Annotated in this window: 19 protein-coding genes and 1 pseudogene; 2 read left to right on the top strand and 18 right to left on the bottom strand. The window is 31.5% G+C overall.

Translation table 11 applies throughout. The features are described 5' to 3' along the window. Positions 1-739: 739 nt before the first annotated feature. On the top strand, positions 740-1,714 hold the full coding sequence (prgP, locus tag PQQ29_RS00580; protein ID WP_003728501.1) for a ParA superfamily DNA segregation protein PrgP: 975 nt from the start codon (positions 740-742) through the stop codon (positions 1,712-1,714). Further along, positions 1,692-1,988, top strand: a complete 297-nt coding sequence (locus tag PQQ29_RS00575) for a replication and copy control-associated protein (RefSeq protein WP_068995976.1) — start codon at positions 1,692-1,694, stop codon at positions 1,986-1,988. Before prgP ends, PQQ29_RS00575 begins: the two co-directional genes overlap by 23 nt. A gap of 50 nt (positions 1,989-2,038) precedes the next feature. Here the strand turns inward: PQQ29_RS00575 and PQQ29_RS00570 are convergent, their stop codons facing one another. The 18 genes and pseudogenes from PQQ29_RS00570 to PQQ29_RS00485 all read right to left on the bottom strand — a co-directional run bounded on the left by PQQ29_RS00570 (position 2,039) and on the right by PQQ29_RS00485 (position 15,367). After that, positions 2,039-3,319: a Y-family DNA polymerase gene (locus PQQ29_RS00570; RefSeq protein WP_068995977.1), complete on the bottom strand. Its 1,281-nt coding sequence runs from the start codon at positions 3,317-3,319 to the stop codon at positions 2,039-2,041. Continuing rightward, positions 3,307-3,654 (bottom strand): hypothetical protein, encoded by a 348-nt coding sequence (locus PQQ29_RS00565; protein WP_068995978.1) that lies wholly within the window; start codon positions 3,652-3,654, stop codon positions 3,307-3,309. The genes PQQ29_RS00570 and PQQ29_RS00565 overlap by 13 nt, the downstream gene beginning before the upstream one ends. 5 nt (positions 3,655-3,659) lie before the next feature. Further along, a complete protein-coding gene (locus PQQ29_RS00560; protein WP_226319491.1) occupies positions 3,660-3,920 on the bottom strand; it encodes a YolD-like family protein in 261 nt (86 codons plus the stop codon). Positions 3,921-4,044: 124 nt separating this feature from the next. Further along, entirely contained in the window at positions 4,045-4,434 is a 390-nt protein-coding gene (locus tag PQQ29_RS00555; RefSeq protein WP_068995979.1) for a hypothetical protein, read from the bottom strand. Positions 4,435-4,574: 140 nt separating this feature from the next. Continuing rightward, positions 4,575-5,180, bottom strand: coding sequence for a tyrosine-type recombinase/integrase (locus tag PQQ29_RS00550; RefSeq protein WP_068995980.1), 606 nt, complete (start codon positions 5,178-5,180; stop codon positions 4,575-4,577). A 248-nt stretch (positions 5,181-5,428) separates the two neighbouring features. Then, positions 5,429-5,701: a hypothetical protein gene (locus PQQ29_RS00545; RefSeq protein WP_077316118.1), complete on the bottom strand. Its 273-nt coding sequence runs from the start codon at positions 5,699-5,701 to the stop codon at positions 5,429-5,431. A gap of 96 nt (positions 5,702-5,797) precedes the next feature. Further along, positions 5,798-6,211 (bottom strand): hypothetical protein, encoded by a 414-nt coding sequence (locus PQQ29_RS00540; protein ID WP_077316119.1) that lies wholly within the window; start codon positions 6,209-6,211, stop codon positions 5,798-5,800. 43 nt (positions 6,212-6,254) lie between these two features. Further along, a pseudogene (locus PQQ29_RS14450) lies at positions 6,255-6,806 on the bottom strand (DNA/RNA non-specific endonuclease). 38 nt (positions 6,807-6,844) lie between these two features. Next, positions 6,845-7,117 carry a hypothetical protein gene (locus PQQ29_RS00530; protein WP_068995931.1) on the bottom strand — a complete coding sequence of 91 codons (273 nt, stop codon included), beginning with the start codon at positions 7,115-7,117 and terminating at the stop codon, positions 6,845-6,847. Positions 7,118-7,373: 256 nt separating this feature from the next. Further along, positions 7,374-8,852 (bottom strand): toprim domain-containing protein, encoded by a 1,479-nt coding sequence (locus PQQ29_RS00525; protein WP_077316120.1) that lies wholly within the window; start codon positions 8,850-8,852, stop codon positions 7,374-7,376. Between the two features lie 91 nt (positions 8,853-8,943). Next, positions 8,944-10,026, bottom strand: a complete 1,083-nt coding sequence (locus tag PQQ29_RS00520) for an ArdC-like ssDNA-binding domain-containing protein (RefSeq protein ID WP_077316121.1) — start codon at positions 10,024-10,026, stop codon at positions 8,944-8,946. A gap of 19 nt (positions 10,027-10,045) precedes the next feature. Beyond that, entirely contained in the window at positions 10,046-10,246 is a 201-nt protein-coding gene (locus PQQ29_RS00515; protein WP_068995935.1) for a hypothetical protein, read from the bottom strand. 51 nt (positions 10,247-10,297) lie between these two features. Then, positions 10,298-12,439, bottom strand: coding sequence for a type IA DNA topoisomerase (locus tag PQQ29_RS00510; protein ID WP_077316122.1), 2,142 nt, complete (start codon positions 12,437-12,439; stop codon positions 10,298-10,300). A gap of 21 nt (positions 12,440-12,460) precedes the next feature. Continuing rightward, positions 12,461-12,826, bottom strand: coding sequence for a hypothetical protein (locus PQQ29_RS00505; RefSeq protein WP_070232219.1), 366 nt, complete (start codon positions 12,824-12,826; stop codon positions 12,461-12,463). A gap of 26 nt (positions 12,827-12,852) precedes the next feature. After that, the gene (locus PQQ29_RS00500; protein WP_077316123.1) at positions 12,853-13,320 is read right to left on the bottom strand and encodes a CPBP family intramembrane glutamic endopeptidase; all 468 of its coding nucleotides are present in this window, start codon (positions 13,318-13,320) and stop codon (positions 12,853-12,855) included. Position 13,321: 1 nt separating this feature from the next. Then, complete coding sequence (mobP2, locus tag PQQ29_RS00495; protein ID WP_077316124.1) at positions 13,322-14,668, bottom strand: MobP2 family relaxase; 1,347 nt, start codon at positions 14,666-14,668, stop codon at positions 13,322-13,324. Between the two features lie 17 nt (positions 14,669-14,685). Beyond that, the gene (locus tag PQQ29_RS00490; protein ID WP_068995940.1) at positions 14,686-15,093 is read right to left on the bottom strand and encodes a hypothetical protein; all 408 of its coding nucleotides are present in this window, start codon (positions 15,091-15,093) and stop codon (positions 14,686-14,688) included. Then, complete coding sequence (locus tag PQQ29_RS00485) at positions 15,062-15,367, bottom strand: hypothetical protein (RefSeq protein WP_077316125.1); 306 nt, start codon at positions 15,365-15,367, stop codon at positions 15,062-15,064. Before PQQ29_RS00485 ends, PQQ29_RS00490 begins: the two co-directional genes overlap by 32 nt. Positions 15,368-15,432: the final 65 nt, after the last annotated feature.

Here is a 15,432-nt window from a genome sequence, read left to right as displayed (position 1 = left end):
CTGATCCTCTCTCCTCTCTTCGTTGATTCTCACTTTTAGCAAACAAAAAAGGACAAGATCCCTCCCTGCAGAGAAATCTTGTCCTTTTAAACAAAAATCTCGCGCAGGAAAAGGAAACTTTTTCACATGCACGAAACGTTCAAAAACCTTATAAAAATGCTTGAAAACTTGCTTTTAAGCATTGTCAAATAAGCCTACTTATGCTATAATTTTTTTATCAATTTTAAATTAATAGCTTGTAGGGTTTCGTCTTTTTAATGTGTTTTTGGTCGAACACATTAAAGTGCATTTTGGTCAATGCATGGGCGATTCCTTTTTTATTTACTTGTTGTTTACACAATACAACAAGTTTTTTTTTTTGTAAACTATCAATTTTTCTCACAATAAGCTTACTCCTATATAATATTTGATAAAAAGATATAAATATCTTTTTATCTTTTTATCTATATATACTTTTATCTTTTTATCTCTTTATCTTTTTATCTATATATCTCATTATCTTTTTATTTTTTTATCTATATATCTTTTTATCTCCTGTAAAGTATTGCTGTTATGCAATTTACAATTAATTTTATAAGTTACTATGTTACTTTATACTACAAATAATTTATATAACCTCCGAATATTTATCTTTTTTCGCTTTACATAAAATTCAAGGAATGTTATTATGTGTTTATCAGATAAATTTATCTTTTTATCCTTTTATCTTTATTACAAATATATTACAGGAGGCGAGAGAATGTTTAATAGTCCGGCTTATATAGAAGAATATAAAAAAGTGCAGAAAGTACTAAGTGATAATCGATGCAGAGTTATTATTAATGCAAATCAAAAAGGTGGAGTAGGGAAAACTACCAACACCACTATGGAGGCAATTATTCTTGCGCATGTCTTTAATAAAAAAGTTTTATTGATTGATGAAGATATGCAAGGTAATGAAACTAGTTTCATGAGTAAAACTTATGATGTTATAGAGTTCCCCATGTCACTAATGAAAGCAATTGAAGAAGGAGACTTAACAAAAGCGATTGTTAATTTAGACGAAAATATTGATATTATCCCTGGTAGTTACGATATGAGAAAAATGGTTAATTTTTTAATTGGTAAATTCAAAACTGAAGAAGCACAAACTTTTTATCTCTCTTCACTTATAGACAAAATTCGTGATGACTATGATTTTATTTTTATTGATGTTCCACCTTCTACAGATTTAAAAGTAGATAATGCTGTAGTTGCTGCTGATTACTTAGTTGTGGTTCAAGAAACTCAACAATTTGCATTAGAAGGCTCAAACACCTTTATTTCAACTTATCTTAATACCTTAGTAGATGATTTTGGCAGTCGCTTCAAAACAGAAATAATTGGTATTTTACCAGTTTTACTACAGAAAAAAAGAAAATTGCATGAAAAAATACTAGAAACTACAAAAGAAAAATTTGGTAAAGAAAATATATTTGGAACTACAATAAACAATCACGCAAGACTAGAGTTATATGGTAAATTTGGCGTTCAATTTGAAGATCATTGGGATCGAACAATGTTTGCACTCTATACTGATATAGTACAAGAGATGCTTGAACGTATGCAGCTTATTGAAAACGGCAGTGATTTAGATAACTATCAATATAAACCAATTTTTTACAATCCAAAAATTGGTAAAGTAACTGCTTTGGGAAAGGAGATTGTTGTTAATGGCTCGATTAATAGATCGTAAAGACAAGGAACAAGCAAAAGTAAAAACTCAAGCAGATACATCGAGAAAAGTTAATACAAAGTCCAACTCCGAAAAAAAAGTTAATGCAAAAGACAGGAAAAATATTAAGGTTAACCCTGACGATATGTTATTAATTGATACAATAGCTAATAATTTCTTTGAAACAAAATTAAAACATTATGAATTGGTAAATCTCTTATTAGAAAACTGGGTGGATACTAAGCTAGAACCAAGACAACAAAAGATACTTAAGGATTTATTGAAAAACAGATAGTTTTATCTAAAGATAATTAGATAAAAAGATAAATTTATCTAATTATCTTTTTATCCTTTATGCCCACCGACCAAATCAGAACGTTTTAATCCAGTTGCACCAGTTAAAAGGCTACTTGCATGCATCATCGATCTAAAACCATAACGTTGTCTAATTTTATCTATAGTGGTGTCTAATTGTTCCTGGTTAATTGTTCTTTCAGGATTTTCAAATAAGTTTAATTGAAGTCCAGCTTTCCTAGTAATTCCACCGCAAGATAATTCTACTTGTCGTACAGCTTCATTCTCATAATACTGCCAGAAGAGCGCAAGAAAGTGGCCAACAATTTCCTTGTTACTGCTAGTAGCATCTATTTTCATTTGATGTCTAAAACCACTCTTCACACTAAACTTACTATATCTAATCCCTATATAGGCTACAGACGTATTTACATGCTGCTTTCTCAATCTCATTGCAATCTCTTCAGCCATTTCTTGAATAACAATTACGACTTCCCACGGGTCGTGATAATCTCGTTCTAGTATTTGACTCTTTCCATAACTCTTCGAAATAGGCACATATTTTTCATTTATTTTACTATAATCAATTCCATGTGAATGGTAATATAACTGCTCCCCTATCACTCCTAGCCTCCTCTTTAAGAGTGGGGGAGGGGATTGACTTAACGCATACACACTAAATATTCCTAATCTTTTTAGATTCTCAGCAGTCCGATGGCCAATACCCCACATATCCGTTAAATCTTTTATTTCCCAGATGGTGTCCTGGATATTTTCATATCTCCAGGTAGCAATTCCATCCGTTCTATGTTTAGCCGCATTATCTAACGCAAGTTTAGACAACAGCATGTTATCACCAATTCCCACTGTCACAAACAAACGTAACTCTCTTAAAATATCCGCTTGAATTCGTTCCGCAATTTCTTGAGTGGATCCAAAAAGTGCATGTGATCCAGTGACATCTAAAAAGGCTTCATCGATTGAGTAGGGGAAGAAAAATTCTTTGGGTACATAGCGTAAAAAAATTGCTTGGATCATCGCATTTACTTTTAGATATAGTTTCATTCTTGGTGGAGCAATGATAATTTCTTTATCCCAGGTGGGTACTTCATACATTCTAGAAGTCGTTTTTATTCGATGAACTTTTTTCATCATTGGACTTGCTGCAAGCACTAATCCGCCAGCTCGATCAGCATTGCTCATTACGACTAATTTCGCTTTTAAAGGATCTAATCCACGCTTCACGCATTCGACACTAGCAAAGAATGATTTTACATCGATACACAGAATATCTTTTCGTGGTGCATGAGAATAATCTTCTATCTGTACCATTTTTCTGTTGTCCGTTCTTCAATGTTTAAGATACTGTAGAAAGACAGGGAAATAACTCCGGAAGCTGCTTGAATAAAAATAATATCACCATCTATTCCAGCAATTCTGCCTATGACATCTGGTTCTGGAAAAGCATCCGCATTTAGGGGCTTTTTTTGTATCACTAATGAAGACTGATGTGTGATAGCAGCACTTAACACACTCTCAATGCATTCTGACGACATAGCTTCTCGCCATTTCAGCTTAGAAGAAGCTTGCTGTTGATCCATTTGGTCATTATGTTCACTTAAGAAAAATCCTTGCCACTTTTTAATTCCTCTATCCTTGTAGGTCATCCAAATCACAACCTTTCAATCGAGAGTATTTCTATATCTCGCACAATAATTCCATTGACTAAAATAGTCTTCAATGACTCATTAAATAAGTAACATTTGCCTGAAACATGATGTTCATAACCACCAGAATACGTAGTAAATCGTAGAGAATAATCATTATCTATGGAGTCGTGTATTAATTTTAAATATTGCTCCCAACGCTCATTTGTAATAATAGGCTGAGTGACTCTCTCATCATACTTTTTTCCAATTAATAATTTTTCCATGGCCAAAACCCCCAAAAATAATAAGAACATATGTTTGTATGTATTATACAAACATATGTTCTTATTTGCAATATGTCTTTTTCCTTATTTTTTTTCTACACGATTCATTTAACCTATTTGTTTATTATTTTTCACCCAGCTCCTCCACGCCTATCTGTTTTCTACTTCTCCAATTAACTTTACTCTCCTTACTCAATATAAAATTAAGTAATCTGAAATTATACTCCTGTACATCGGCAAACGTTTCTAAACTAATAGCAACCATTGAAAAAAACTCCGGAATTTCTGGTCTATTTTGTATTACAAAATCATACAATTCTTGCGTGTCCATTTTGTAATAATCTAATATAGAAGAAATAGAAATATTTTGATTTGGTTTCCGTTCAATAACATTTAACAACCCCGTAGTTAACTCATACCCAACAAGAATGTAAAATGGTTCCCTACGTTCTTTGTTTGCTAAATCTAGATCATCTTTATATATATTATTAATATTCGTTTTTAACTTCTCCAAAAAATCAACTCCTTATATCACTTTGTGCTATTGCTGTTCTCTGAGTTCTTCTTTTATTTTCCATTTATAATGGCCTGCATTATATCATTCTCCATTCTTTTATTAAGGTATATTTCTGTGCTGCTATGCTACCAGAAAAACTATAAGCCTAAACTACTTACGGCTTGATCTTTATCTTCCTGCTCGATACCGATGTATCTTAGCGTAATTTTAGGGGAAGAATGATTCAACAATACTTGAATTAATTCTAGGCCAACTCCATTTTTGTACAAATGATAGCCAAAGGTTTTCCGCATACTATGCGTACCCAAATTTTCTAATCCAGCCTTTTTTCCGGCCGTTGATATAATATACCATCCTTGCTGCCGTGTTAACGGCTGTTCTCCGGCATTTTTCTTTCGACTTGTGAACAAGTAGTGATCTAAATCCTGCTGAGCAATCCATTCTGCATGTTCTTTAGATACAAAATCCCAAATATCCTTCTGCAACTTCTTCGTTAAGATCACCGAGTTGTTTTTTTCCGTTTTTTGCTCCGTCATCTTCAATCGACTTTTCACTCGGACTTTTTGCCGATATATTTCTAAAACATCCCTTAACTTCAAACTCAACAAATCCGAAATACGATAAGCCGTATTGATACCGATAGAAAAAAGTAACACGTTCCTTTCTCCAAAATCCCCCTGGGACAAAATAGTTTTCATCAACGCAATTTTTTCTACATTTTTGATTGGTTGCACTTCTTCCATTTGAAAAATTCACCTCTTTCACCAATCTTACTTAATGTCATTATAACATATATTAAGTATGATTCAAAACGCTGGAAGAAAAAAGAGAAAACAAAAATTCATCTTCTCTCTTAGAACGCCAATGTTTTTCGTCCTTTACCCCAATCTTACTCAATGTCATTGAGTAAGATTGAGTGGGCTTTTTTTTGTGTTTGAGTTTTGTGTTTTGAAACAAAAATATCTTCTTTTGCAATGGCTAATTATTCGCATTATTTAGTTTTGTTTTTATCAATAAGATCTCTATACTCAATATATTTGCTTATTGCAAGTCCATATCCGGTTTCGGTAAACTCGTAAGATGTCTCTTCTTTAGAAACATCTAAATCTCCAAACGGTTTGTTAATTTTATAACTAACACTATATTTTTCTAATCCCGGTAAATTACTAAAAAACATCATAATTTCATACTTTTTTCCTTTTTCTTTCTCTACCTCACCTATACGGTCTGTACTTGCTACACACTGTTTATGCGTTTTGCTCATTATTTAATCACCTCCTTTGCTGTTCCTATTGTACTCCTCTTTTTCAGCTTTTATGAGGCCATCCTCTTTTAGACTGGAAAAAAAACATCTCCATTTTCATCTATCCAAATCCTTGTACCTGTTGGAATAACAGTATTCGTTTCTCATGTATGCTTGAATTCGTTTCGCCTGTAGCTCATATGACTCACTGTATCTATTATCAAAATCATAGCTAAGTACTTCAGTAATTTCAGCTTCTGTTAAATGATATTTCTCTAAAACGGTTTTTAATTCGTCCTCTCCATCGACTCGCTCTAACAATTGCTCATCAAAGATATAACTCCAATCTCCTGTGTCCTTTTCTAAATCCTCTATGCTATAGCCGTGTAGAGATGAACTAGAAAAGTTTGTGATATTCACGCATATTCCTTGAAACGCCTTAATTGCAACCACATATCCATCACGGTAGTTCTCTAAACGTGTCCATCCGTTTTCAATAGTTTTTATTTCATATTTTTTCATGTTTTCCATCTATTCATCTGTCCTTTCTACTTTTGAAGTCCCATCTGTATAATTAATTTTCATGATCTTTAAAAATAGGTGTAACTCGATAACGAACATAATTATTCGTTTCATGTAAATAGTCCGCCACTCTATTTTCGTACTCCAGCATACAAGGAGTGTTTTAACTCCTTGTTGCTGTCATCAAGTTTTTAGGATTATTATTTTCTCCTGACAGCTGGAAGCCAATTAAATGTGCTCTGTTATATAACCACCCTGTTTTTGTCTTCTTATTTTTCCACCCTGATGGATTGACATACAACGCTTCTCTTTCATCTTTAGGCATCATACTATTGTGCAACATCGCATTTGCTTCTCCTACACGATTAAGCGAATCTAATTCTGAAAACTTTTGCCACATTCCTTCCTTCAAAGAAAGCTCTTCTTGTGTAAAAACAGGTACTTGATTATTCACAGAAATTACTTGATTTCCTTTAAACGTTTCGTTGGCTAATGATGAAATTTCCTCACTCGAAATGTTGGTTCCTTCATCAAAAGATGCTGGCGGAAAATATGTTTCCCAGTTTTTCACTAAATAGCCGCTTATCGTTACTAGTACAAGCATGATAAGCGTTAAAATAGATGTTAATACTTGCTTCTTTTTCATGTTTCCAGCTCCTTCTCATCAATCGCTTGAGCCATTAAGCTTAACTCTTCCATATTTTCCTTCACATACTTAAACCCTTTTCCATGGCCTACCATCATAATCGCCATGACTCCAGGACTAATACCCATTTCTTTATTTAACTTTTTGGGGGGTATGTCTTCAGCTTTACAAGGAATGACTTCCCCAGTGTCTTTCATAATGATGATTGTTTTTTTATTCTTTTTAGCATAACCATAGCTATAATCTGGCAAATCTTTGTATTCAATCATTTCTATAACTCCTTTCTAAGATGTACTACTCAGACCACTTTTGTGGTATAATTACGATATAACTTTTTTGTAAGAGTAACTTTTTGAAGTGGCTGCTTCTCGGGTACTCTTTTATTATTTTGAATCCAAAGCAAAAATAGAGTAAGTGCTTTTTCTATTACTCATTCCGATAACGAACCGTTATAGCGTTACTTATTTGTCCTACTGTATTTAACTCCCTTGTTAGAAAGTCATACTGTAATTATTGATATTTAATCTAGTAATCAAAACTTAGCGCTTCTTGACGAATAAAAAATTCCGTTTCATCTTGGATATATTTTTCTTTCGCTTTTAAAGCTTGTTCAGAAGATACGTTCGTTAAATAATCCTCGCTTAAATTTTCTGTGTCTGCCAGAAACTCTAAAGGAGATTCATATTCTTGAATAACCAGTGTATATTTTCGATCATGATCATTAAACTCTTGTTCTAATGTCATATCAGCTATATTAAAGTACGTAGTAACTTCATATTCCCCTAAACTCTCTTGAAAATCCTGCTTATAAGCTACATATATTTTATTCTTGGTCTTTATCTTTTTTAATATGTCAGCCTTCTCTTCGTCAAAATTAACATTATATAGATTTACTTGATATCTAGCAATATTGTCTATTGCTAAATTAAATTCATTTATATAAGCTAACTGTTTTTGAAAATTATCTCGCGTATTATCCCATAAGTCTTTTAAATCTTGATCATTGTGTTGAAGAATATCATTCATATCCTGTATATCATTATCATAGGGAAAATCACGAGTTGGTATATTTTCATTACTTAAAATTGTTTTCAATTTTTCTCTTGCTAAATTGCCAGCTTTATCAGGATCAAATGCTAAAACAACTCCTCTTTCCTGAAATATTTCCTTATTTTCTAGAATATACTCTTTCATTTGTCGCACGTGATTAACGCCAGTAGCAGCAATAAACTCTACGTCATGATCAATTTCTTTAACAGAAAGAGCATTTATAAGAGTTTCAGATATCAAGATGGGGGATACCCCTTCTTTAGTTAAATTGTGTTGAAAGTTTTTAACTTCTTGCTTTTGATATTGCACAATACAATGAATTTCTTTTGGATATTCATTACTATATTCTATATCTGGAGAAGTTGATCGTAATAATAAGCGATCTAACTGCCCTTTTTCATCAAAAAACGGAATAACAACATCTCTATTTTCAAAACGTTTGATAGATTCTTCTGATTGACCATACCGTCTCATGAGCAACGGAAACGCATTAAGAAGACGGCTACCAAATTTTAAATCTGGAGTTATCAGTAAATGATTCTGATAAACACCTCGACTAATACCTCGGAAAGTTTCTCCTTTTTCCATATCAAAAGAAGCGTTACCATCAATAAAATAACGCATATTTGCTGTTAAAATCTTTAATTCTTCTTTCTCAGCTTTAGATAGCCATTTTTTTCCATTCTTATTTTTATATTTCTCTTGAAGATCACTAGTATTATCATTTTCTGTCAGTATTACTCTTGTTGTTTCTCCGCATTCATTTTGTCTATTACAAAAGATCACGTTCATTTTGTCTTTATACATATAGGCTTCATGATAGTTGCATTCTGGACATGTACATAAAAAATATCTTCCATGAGGTCGGGCATTTAACTCTGTTAACATTTCATCTGCATCTTTAAACTCTTTTATATTCTTACGTATAAAAGCTTTCTTTTCAATTTCAGTCATCTTTATACTACTCCTTTCAAAAATCCATATAAATAGGACTTCTCACCGAGAAGCCCTATTACATCATAATTTTTCTATTCGTTTCTCTTCTCTATCGACTAAGTGCAGCGTTGTTTGTTGTATAATAGTCTTGTTGCTTATTTTCTTTTTCAACAGAATAAGAATTTTCAATACTACGATCTTTATTTTTCGATCTATCAAGGTCATTATTAATTTCTTCAATTAGATCAGATGATGCGTCCTTTACTTCCTTTAATACTGCAATCTTATCCTCAATTTTGTCTCCATTTTTCGTCCAATTTGCAATATATGGTAATGAAAAATCCTCTGTATCCATTCCAATATGGTGACAAACAATATAAGATGTCATCTCTGCTTGAAGCTCCTTCACTTCAGTTGAATATGTTATACTTCCACCGTTTTTATTTTCATTCTGTAATCGTTCATAATTATGCAAACGTTCATGTGCTAATTCATGCACAAATACTTGTATTTCCTCGGAAGGCGTATTTTTTCCATTCAGATTAATTATTTTTTTAATTTCGTTTGTATCTGTGTTTAAATACTGTGTGAAGTTCCCCTTCACCGCGCCTAGACTATCAACTGTATTGAGCTGTATACCTCTTCCATCTGCAATATTCTCAAGAACATGCTTTACTTCTCTTAAATCGTTGTTCTCGACCTTAAATTCTTGAATTCTGTTTGGAAAAAGACTTGGATAATCACTAGCTTTTGCATTTGTCTGAGTAATGTCAAAAACAGACGAAAGCTTAAAATGAGTTCTTTCTACAGAATAAATCTCTCCACTTTTAATTTTTTTCTTTTCTTCTTCAGTCGCATAACTTATATGTTCCATTGCTCCGTTTCTGTCAAACATTTTCATTTGCATAGGAACAAAAATCTTTATTCCTTTTTCACCTTTACGAACAGAAAAACCTTTTTCCTTAAAAAATGCAAAAGAACCAACACCCTGCGCTCCAGGATACTGTGTTTGAATAAGCTGTTGATTTCGTGAAGAATATTTGTAGAAATTACTCATAAAGTTTAAATACTCTTTAACTTGACCTACATTAGCTGTATAGCCTTCCATTTTTTTGTACATGCTATCCATTAAATCTTGTACTTCTTGCTCTTTTTCTTCTCTTGATTTAAGCTGATACGTCGCCTTTTTCATGTAAATTTTACTCCTTTCTTCATTGGTTATTCCATACAATTTGCTTCTTAGACATATCAATTTCTAAGAATATTTCTTCATCAGTCGATGCTGTAATTGTTGACAATGATTCATAGTCATTCTTTGACAATAAGACTGTTGTATTTTCTTGCTTCTCGATATCAAATAAAACAGCTTCTGAAAAATCTGCATTTACCTCAACTAATAAACATAAAGTCATAATTCCACCTCCTTTCAACAAAAAAGCCCCTATAATAAAAGGCTTTACTGATTATTTCTTATTTGGAAAGACAAAAGTAATTTTGTCTTTATCCCACTTTAGCTGTGCATCAAATTTGTTTCCTTTTTTACTTACAAATCCTTTTATAGTTCGTGTAGACCCATCACTTAAAAGAAGTGACACATCTTTTTGTGGTAAGGTTTTCCCCATTATTTTTTTCATTAGGGTAAATGAACAAGATGATTTATCTTTGTAACCAACGCAACTATACATTTTTCCTCTATCAACAATATCCTTTCCACAGTTCGGGCATACACCAACACTTTGTACCTTTTGCATTTCTTGCCATTCAGTTTCCTTACTAATATTGTCCAAATTTTGCGGAACTTGTTTTATATATGATTTAACTAAATGTTTAATTCTCTTTAAAAAAACATCTTGTGTGAGCGCGTCTTCACTAATTGATTTTAAATCTTTTTCCCAAAGAGCAGTCATTTCTGCACTACTAAACAATTTATCACTTTCAAGTACTTTTCCAATTTGCTGGCCTTTTTTCGTAACTTCTAGTTGATTTTTCACAACATTAATGTAATCTTGTGATTTTAATTTTTCAATAACATCCGCTCTAGTAGCTTCCGTTCCAATTCCTTCAACATCTTTTAAAATTGACTGTGCTTCTTCATTTTCAAGTTCCTTACCAGCTGTTTTCATCGCCTGAATTAGAGCGCCTTCAGTAAATGCTTTTTGTGGCTTAGTATCCTTAGATATCACCTGTAAGTCCATTTCAATAAACATATCTAACTCTAGCGATGGGATTGTAGACTCATCTGGTTCCTTCTCTACCACATCATTTAAAATACTCTTCCAACCTAGTAATTTTTCCACTTTTCCTTTTGCTGCAAAAGGAACATTATTACTTAACAAGTCTACTGTAGTTTCTTCATATTGATATGTTTCAGCAAACATAGCTAAAGTTGTTCGTGTCACTAATTCATAGATGTTTCTTTCTAAATCTGTCAACCCTTGTAGTTCTGTTTGTGATGGAATCTTTTTAGTGGGAATAATTGCGTGATGTTCATGAACTTTTTTAGAATTCACAAACCTTGTTTTCTTATCAACATGATCTAAATGCTGATTAATAGAAAAAAGTTTTTGGTAAGACTCCTTCAACGATAACAAATATTCTAGTTCATTTTCAGTAATATAAACTGAATCTGTTCGAGGATATGTGAGTAATTTTTTTTCATACAATTTTTGAACAGATTCTAGAACTTTTTTTGGTGATACTTTTTCCTTCTTACTCATAACTACTTGCAATGCGCTTAATGAAAATAATCGTGGACTCTGTGTTTCTTTCATTTCTTTCTGAATGTTGGTTACTAGAACATTCTGCTTACCTTCTTTTAATTTTTCGTTCTCTAAAAATGTTTTACAACTTTCTTTACTATCAAATTTTTGTTTTTCCTTTAGTCTTGCTGTCCAAAGCAGCTTATTTTGATTGCCTTTTAGTTCAATTTCATAGTATTTTTTACTTATAAAACTTTCAATTTCTTTTTGTCGTTTATAAATCATCATTAAAGTAGGCGTTTGCACACGTCCGATTGGAAAAACTCCCTGTACTCCTTTTTCTTGTAAACTCAATGTGTATAACGGAGATAAATTCATGCCAACCAACCAATCACTTTTTTGTCTTGTCTGTGCTTCCAAAAATTTATCGTATGTTTCATCTGAACTTCTTAAAGATTTAAAACCTTTTCTAATCGCTTCTTTTTCTAATGAATTAATCCATAATCGATCTACCTTCTTCTCATTTCTATTAATACCTGCCTGATTTATAATAAGCCATGCAATTAATTCACCTTCACGATCACAATCTGTAGCAATAATAATTTGAGTAGCCTTTTGAAGATGACCTTTTACAATTGAAAATTGTTCAATTTTATCTTTTGCTACTCTATATTTCATTTCGGGAAAAATAGGCAGATTAGCTAATGACCATTTATTATACTCTTCTCCATAATCTCCTGGTAAACAGAGTTCAACTAAGTGTCCAAATCCATATGTTACTATTGCACCCTCAGGAAATAATTTATCTTTAATTTCAATGTATCCTTTTTTAATAGAATGCATTTCCATTGCAGACGCATATTCTTTTGCTTGACTTGGTTTTTCTGCTAAAATAACTGTTTTCATTATATTCTCTCCTCTATTATCTTATCGTTGTATTTGAGAATTTCTTGTATCAATAAAATTACTACGCTCTTTAAAACTAGTTTCTTTTCCTTTTTCAACAAAAGGTACATCTAAATGCCATTCATTTTCATAGAAGCCCTTGCCTTTACCCAATACCGCTTTATGAATTGTTGAATCATTAATATCTTTTTCTAGTTTAATCAAAGTTACTGCATCGCCAGAAATCCTCAATGACTTTTCAAATCCTTCACTTTTTATAGCACTTGATATTTTAGACAAAGCTGTTAATGCTCCTTTGTTTGCATTTCTAATATTTAGAGTAGGATTTTCTTCTACTGCTTTAACTAGTAATTCCTCTACTACTGAATCAATTTTATTTTCCGACATATAACCCCACCTATTTGTTAAATTCTTCAAATCATGTTTAATACAAAAAACAACAAGTTATTACTAATATGCAAAAGAATACTTCCCCAAAAGTTAGATTGATAAGAAACCCAGCAATAAATTAATCCCATCAGTAAATATGGCCATAAAAATTGCTCTCCATGAAAAGCAGCGAATATTAAACTACTTATAAAAGCTATTAAAAAAACACCCCAATTTCTTTGGAAGTAAGGAATACTTTTTCTCAGAATTTTTAAAGGCAATAAAAAAAGAATATATCTATTGATATATTCTTCTATGACGGGAGATATTAAGACAATTAATGTTCCATATGCTAACCAGTTACTCGTTAATTTTTCTAGTAAAAATTCATTATTACTATTAGTAATATTTAAATTAACCATTACCGTTATAAAGATAATCTGTATAGTTAATTGTAATATAAAGGCTAAAGCAATCGTTTGAACAAAGTTGAATCGTTTTAATGTTGTCATGCTATCTTCCTCTCGAATTAAATTGACTTCTAATTATATCTTGTTGTAGCTGTTCGTATTGCTGTTCATCTTGCATACTGCTCCTTTCGTTCGTAATAATTTTTTCGAATTTTTTCATATTCTTTAAAACTAATTTTTCATTAAATAATTGTTTTTTAAAAACAGAAGAAGGTTTCCAGGTTGTATCTTCTCTATTTTTAATATACCTCTTTTTCAATTTCGAACTTTTGTATAGTTCTTTTCGTTCTTCTATTGTCATTGATTTTAATTCTTGCAGTATTTTATTGCCAGCTCGTTCATATAGTTCCTTCAGTTTATTGTCTTTATAATTATTCGTAATTTCTGGGTTTTTAGCATGTTGAACGGGCGCACCTGGATCATTAATAATAGCTTTACTATTAACACTATAAATTCGAATTTGTTTTTTTTCTTCAGCATCGAGAGTTGTAACTAGTTCATTATATGTTTCAGGATTTTTTTCTTTTAAATAATATGATGTAATTTTATTTACTTGGTCACGAAAAGGTTCCATTTCTTTTCTATTATACTGCCATAATTTTTTGTTATCTGGTAAAGTTCTTAACAAATCATTATACATCCTACAAAGATTTTTGTCTTCCAAAGATAAATTGACTGTATTTTTTATTAGATGTGTTCGTGAAAGTTCATGAATTTTTGCTAAGGATACATTACGATCAATTAAAGTATTAGCAAACTTTGATTTCATACTATCTAATGTTTTTTGTTTAATGCGACCTTTGCTTTGCCAATCAAACTTACCTGTCCCTTCATAACTTTGAGTATTTTTATTAAAAGTTTTGACTTCCCTAAAAACCCGTTCCTTTGTGTTTTCCATTTCAACTGAAGCTACATGTACATGAATATTATCTGTATTGTAATGAATAGATGCTGTCCAAACACCCTGTCCAGTTAAATCTTCTTTAGCAAATTTATCCTCCATCGCTACACGTATAGCTTGTTGAATTTTCTTTTCATCAAGATTACCTGTATGTTTGTCCAAAAGACCTTCCTCTATTAAAAACTCATTATCAAAGGAGAAAACATCTTGCCATAATGTACTTTGATTTTTTTGTGCTTCTGTAAATAAATTTTTCATCTTATTTACCATTTCTTCATCTACATAATCATCAGTTGCCGTAAATAAACCCGTACTTTTTTCTGGATTTTCCATATAATCATTGAATTCTGTATAAGCAACAATGTTATATTTTTCAAAAGCTTTATTACGCGTTGCTTCATCTCTATCTAAATACTCGATATATTTATTAAATTTTTCATCAGTACTTGAAACAAAGCTACTTGATAAAATTATTCCAGGACGTGTCATAATTTAATTCCTTTCTTTTACATATAAAGATTTTCCTTTCTTTTCTTTCTATACTTAATAACTCTATCTCTAAACAGATTATACATTGGATCATGTTTATCAAAAACCGAATATGATTCTAAGTTCAGGTCTTCTCTTTTAAAATAATCTAATTCTTCATCAATTTGTGTTGCTGTTTCATAGCAAAGATGAGTTACCATTTCTGTTAATATTGATATATTAACATCCATCGCGCTCATTTTCTTTGCTGCATTAAGAGTTTGACTATCAATAAATTCTAGCTCTTTTTTCATTCTGTAATAATCTTTAACAACATAATCAATACCACTGGACATACTAGTGATTTCAGGAATAATCGTTTTTAATTGTTGCAATTGTTCTTTTGTTTCGATATTAAGTGTTACTGTTGTCTTTTCCTTTTTCATTTAAATCTCCCTCTTCTAAAATATTTGAAGAAATCATCAATTGTATATCATGATGAAAATTTTCCATCACTTCTGCTTGTCGTTGAATTATAATTTGTAAATCTTCTATTACTTGATAAAATTTATTTTCTCGTTTTTCAATTTCTTGCGTAAAAACATTTTTTTCTAGCAACATTTTTAAATAATTCCCTACAGACATGTTACATTCTTTCGCTTTTTCATGATAAAACGCTCTTAACTGTTCATCAATTCCTCGAATGCGTAGTTCAGACATTTACTAACCCCTCTCTAAAATATAGTTCTAAATGCAAGAGCATAAGAGAAAACTGTCCCAGCAAT

This window comes from Listeria innocua (assembly GCF_028596125.1).
In the GTDB taxonomy this organism is placed as follows: Bacteria; Bacillota; Bacilli; order Lactobacillales; family Listeriaceae; genus Listeria; species Listeria innocua.
This window is presented reverse-complemented; position numbering and strand designations above follow the sequence as displayed.

Bases quoted from the DNA above. Each gene is read 5' to 3' on its own strand.
- prgP (WP_003728501.1), top strand. From the start codon at position 740: ATGTTTAATAGTCCGGCTTATATAGAAGAATATAAAAAAGTGCAGAAA.
- PQQ29_RS00575 (WP_068995976.1), top strand. From the start codon at position 1,692: ATGGCTCGATTAATAGATCGTAAAGACAAGGAACAAGCAAAAGTAAAA.
- PQQ29_RS00570 (WP_068995977.1), bottom strand. From the start codon at position 3,319: ATGGTACAGATAGAAGATTATTCTCATGCACCACGAAAAGATATTCTG.
- PQQ29_RS00565 (WP_068995978.1), bottom strand. From the start codon at position 3,654: ATGACCTACAAGGATAGAGGAATTAAAAAGTGGCAAGGATTTTTCTTA.
- PQQ29_RS00560 (WP_226319491.1), bottom strand. From the start codon at position 3,920: ATGGAAAAATTATTAATTGGAAAAAAGTATGATGAGAGAGTCACTCAG.
- PQQ29_RS00550 (WP_068995980.1), bottom strand. From the start codon at position 5,180: ATGGAAGAAGTGCAACCAATCAAAAATGTAGAAAAAATTGCGTTGATG.
- PQQ29_RS00545 (WP_077316118.1), bottom strand. From the start codon at position 5,701: ATGAGCAAAACGCATAAACAGTGTGTAGCAAGTACAGACCGTATAGGT.
- PQQ29_RS00540 (WP_077316119.1), bottom strand. From the start codon at position 6,211: ATGGAAAACATGAAAAAATATGAAATAAAAACTATTGAAAACGGATGG.
- PQQ29_RS00530 (WP_068995931.1), bottom strand. From the start codon at position 7,117: ATGATTGAATACAAAGATTTGCCAGATTATAGCTATGGTTATGCTAAA.
- PQQ29_RS00525 (WP_077316120.1), bottom strand. From the start codon at position 8,852: ATGACTGAAATTGAAAAGAAAGCTTTTATACGTAAGAATATAAAAGAG.
- PQQ29_RS00520 (WP_077316121.1), bottom strand. From the start codon at position 10,026: ATGAAAAAGGCGACGTATCAGCTTAAATCAAGAGAAGAAAAAGAGCAA.
- PQQ29_RS00515 (WP_068995935.1), bottom strand. From the start codon at position 10,246: ATGACTTTATGTTTATTAGTTGAGGTAAATGCAGATTTTTCAGAAGCT.
- PQQ29_RS00510 (WP_077316122.1), bottom strand. From the start codon at position 12,439: ATGAAAACAGTTATTTTAGCAGAAAAACCAAGTCAAGCAAAAGAATAT.
- PQQ29_RS00505 (WP_070232219.1), bottom strand. From the start codon at position 12,826: ATGTCGGAAAATAAAATTGATTCAGTAGTAGAGGAATTACTAGTTAAA.
- PQQ29_RS00500 (WP_077316123.1), bottom strand. From the start codon at position 13,320: ATGACAACATTAAAACGATTCAACTTTGTTCAAACGATTGCTTTAGCC.
- mobP2 (WP_077316124.1), bottom strand. From the start codon at position 14,668: ATGACACGTCCTGGAATAATTTTATCAAGTAGCTTTGTTTCAAGTACT.
- PQQ29_RS00490 (WP_068995940.1), bottom strand. From the start codon at position 15,093: ATGAAAAAGGAAAAGACAACAGTAACACTTAATATCGAAACAAAAGAA.
- PQQ29_RS00485 (WP_077316125.1), bottom strand. From the start codon at position 15,367: ATGTCTGAACTACGCATTCGAGGAATTGATGAACAGTTAAGAGCGTTT.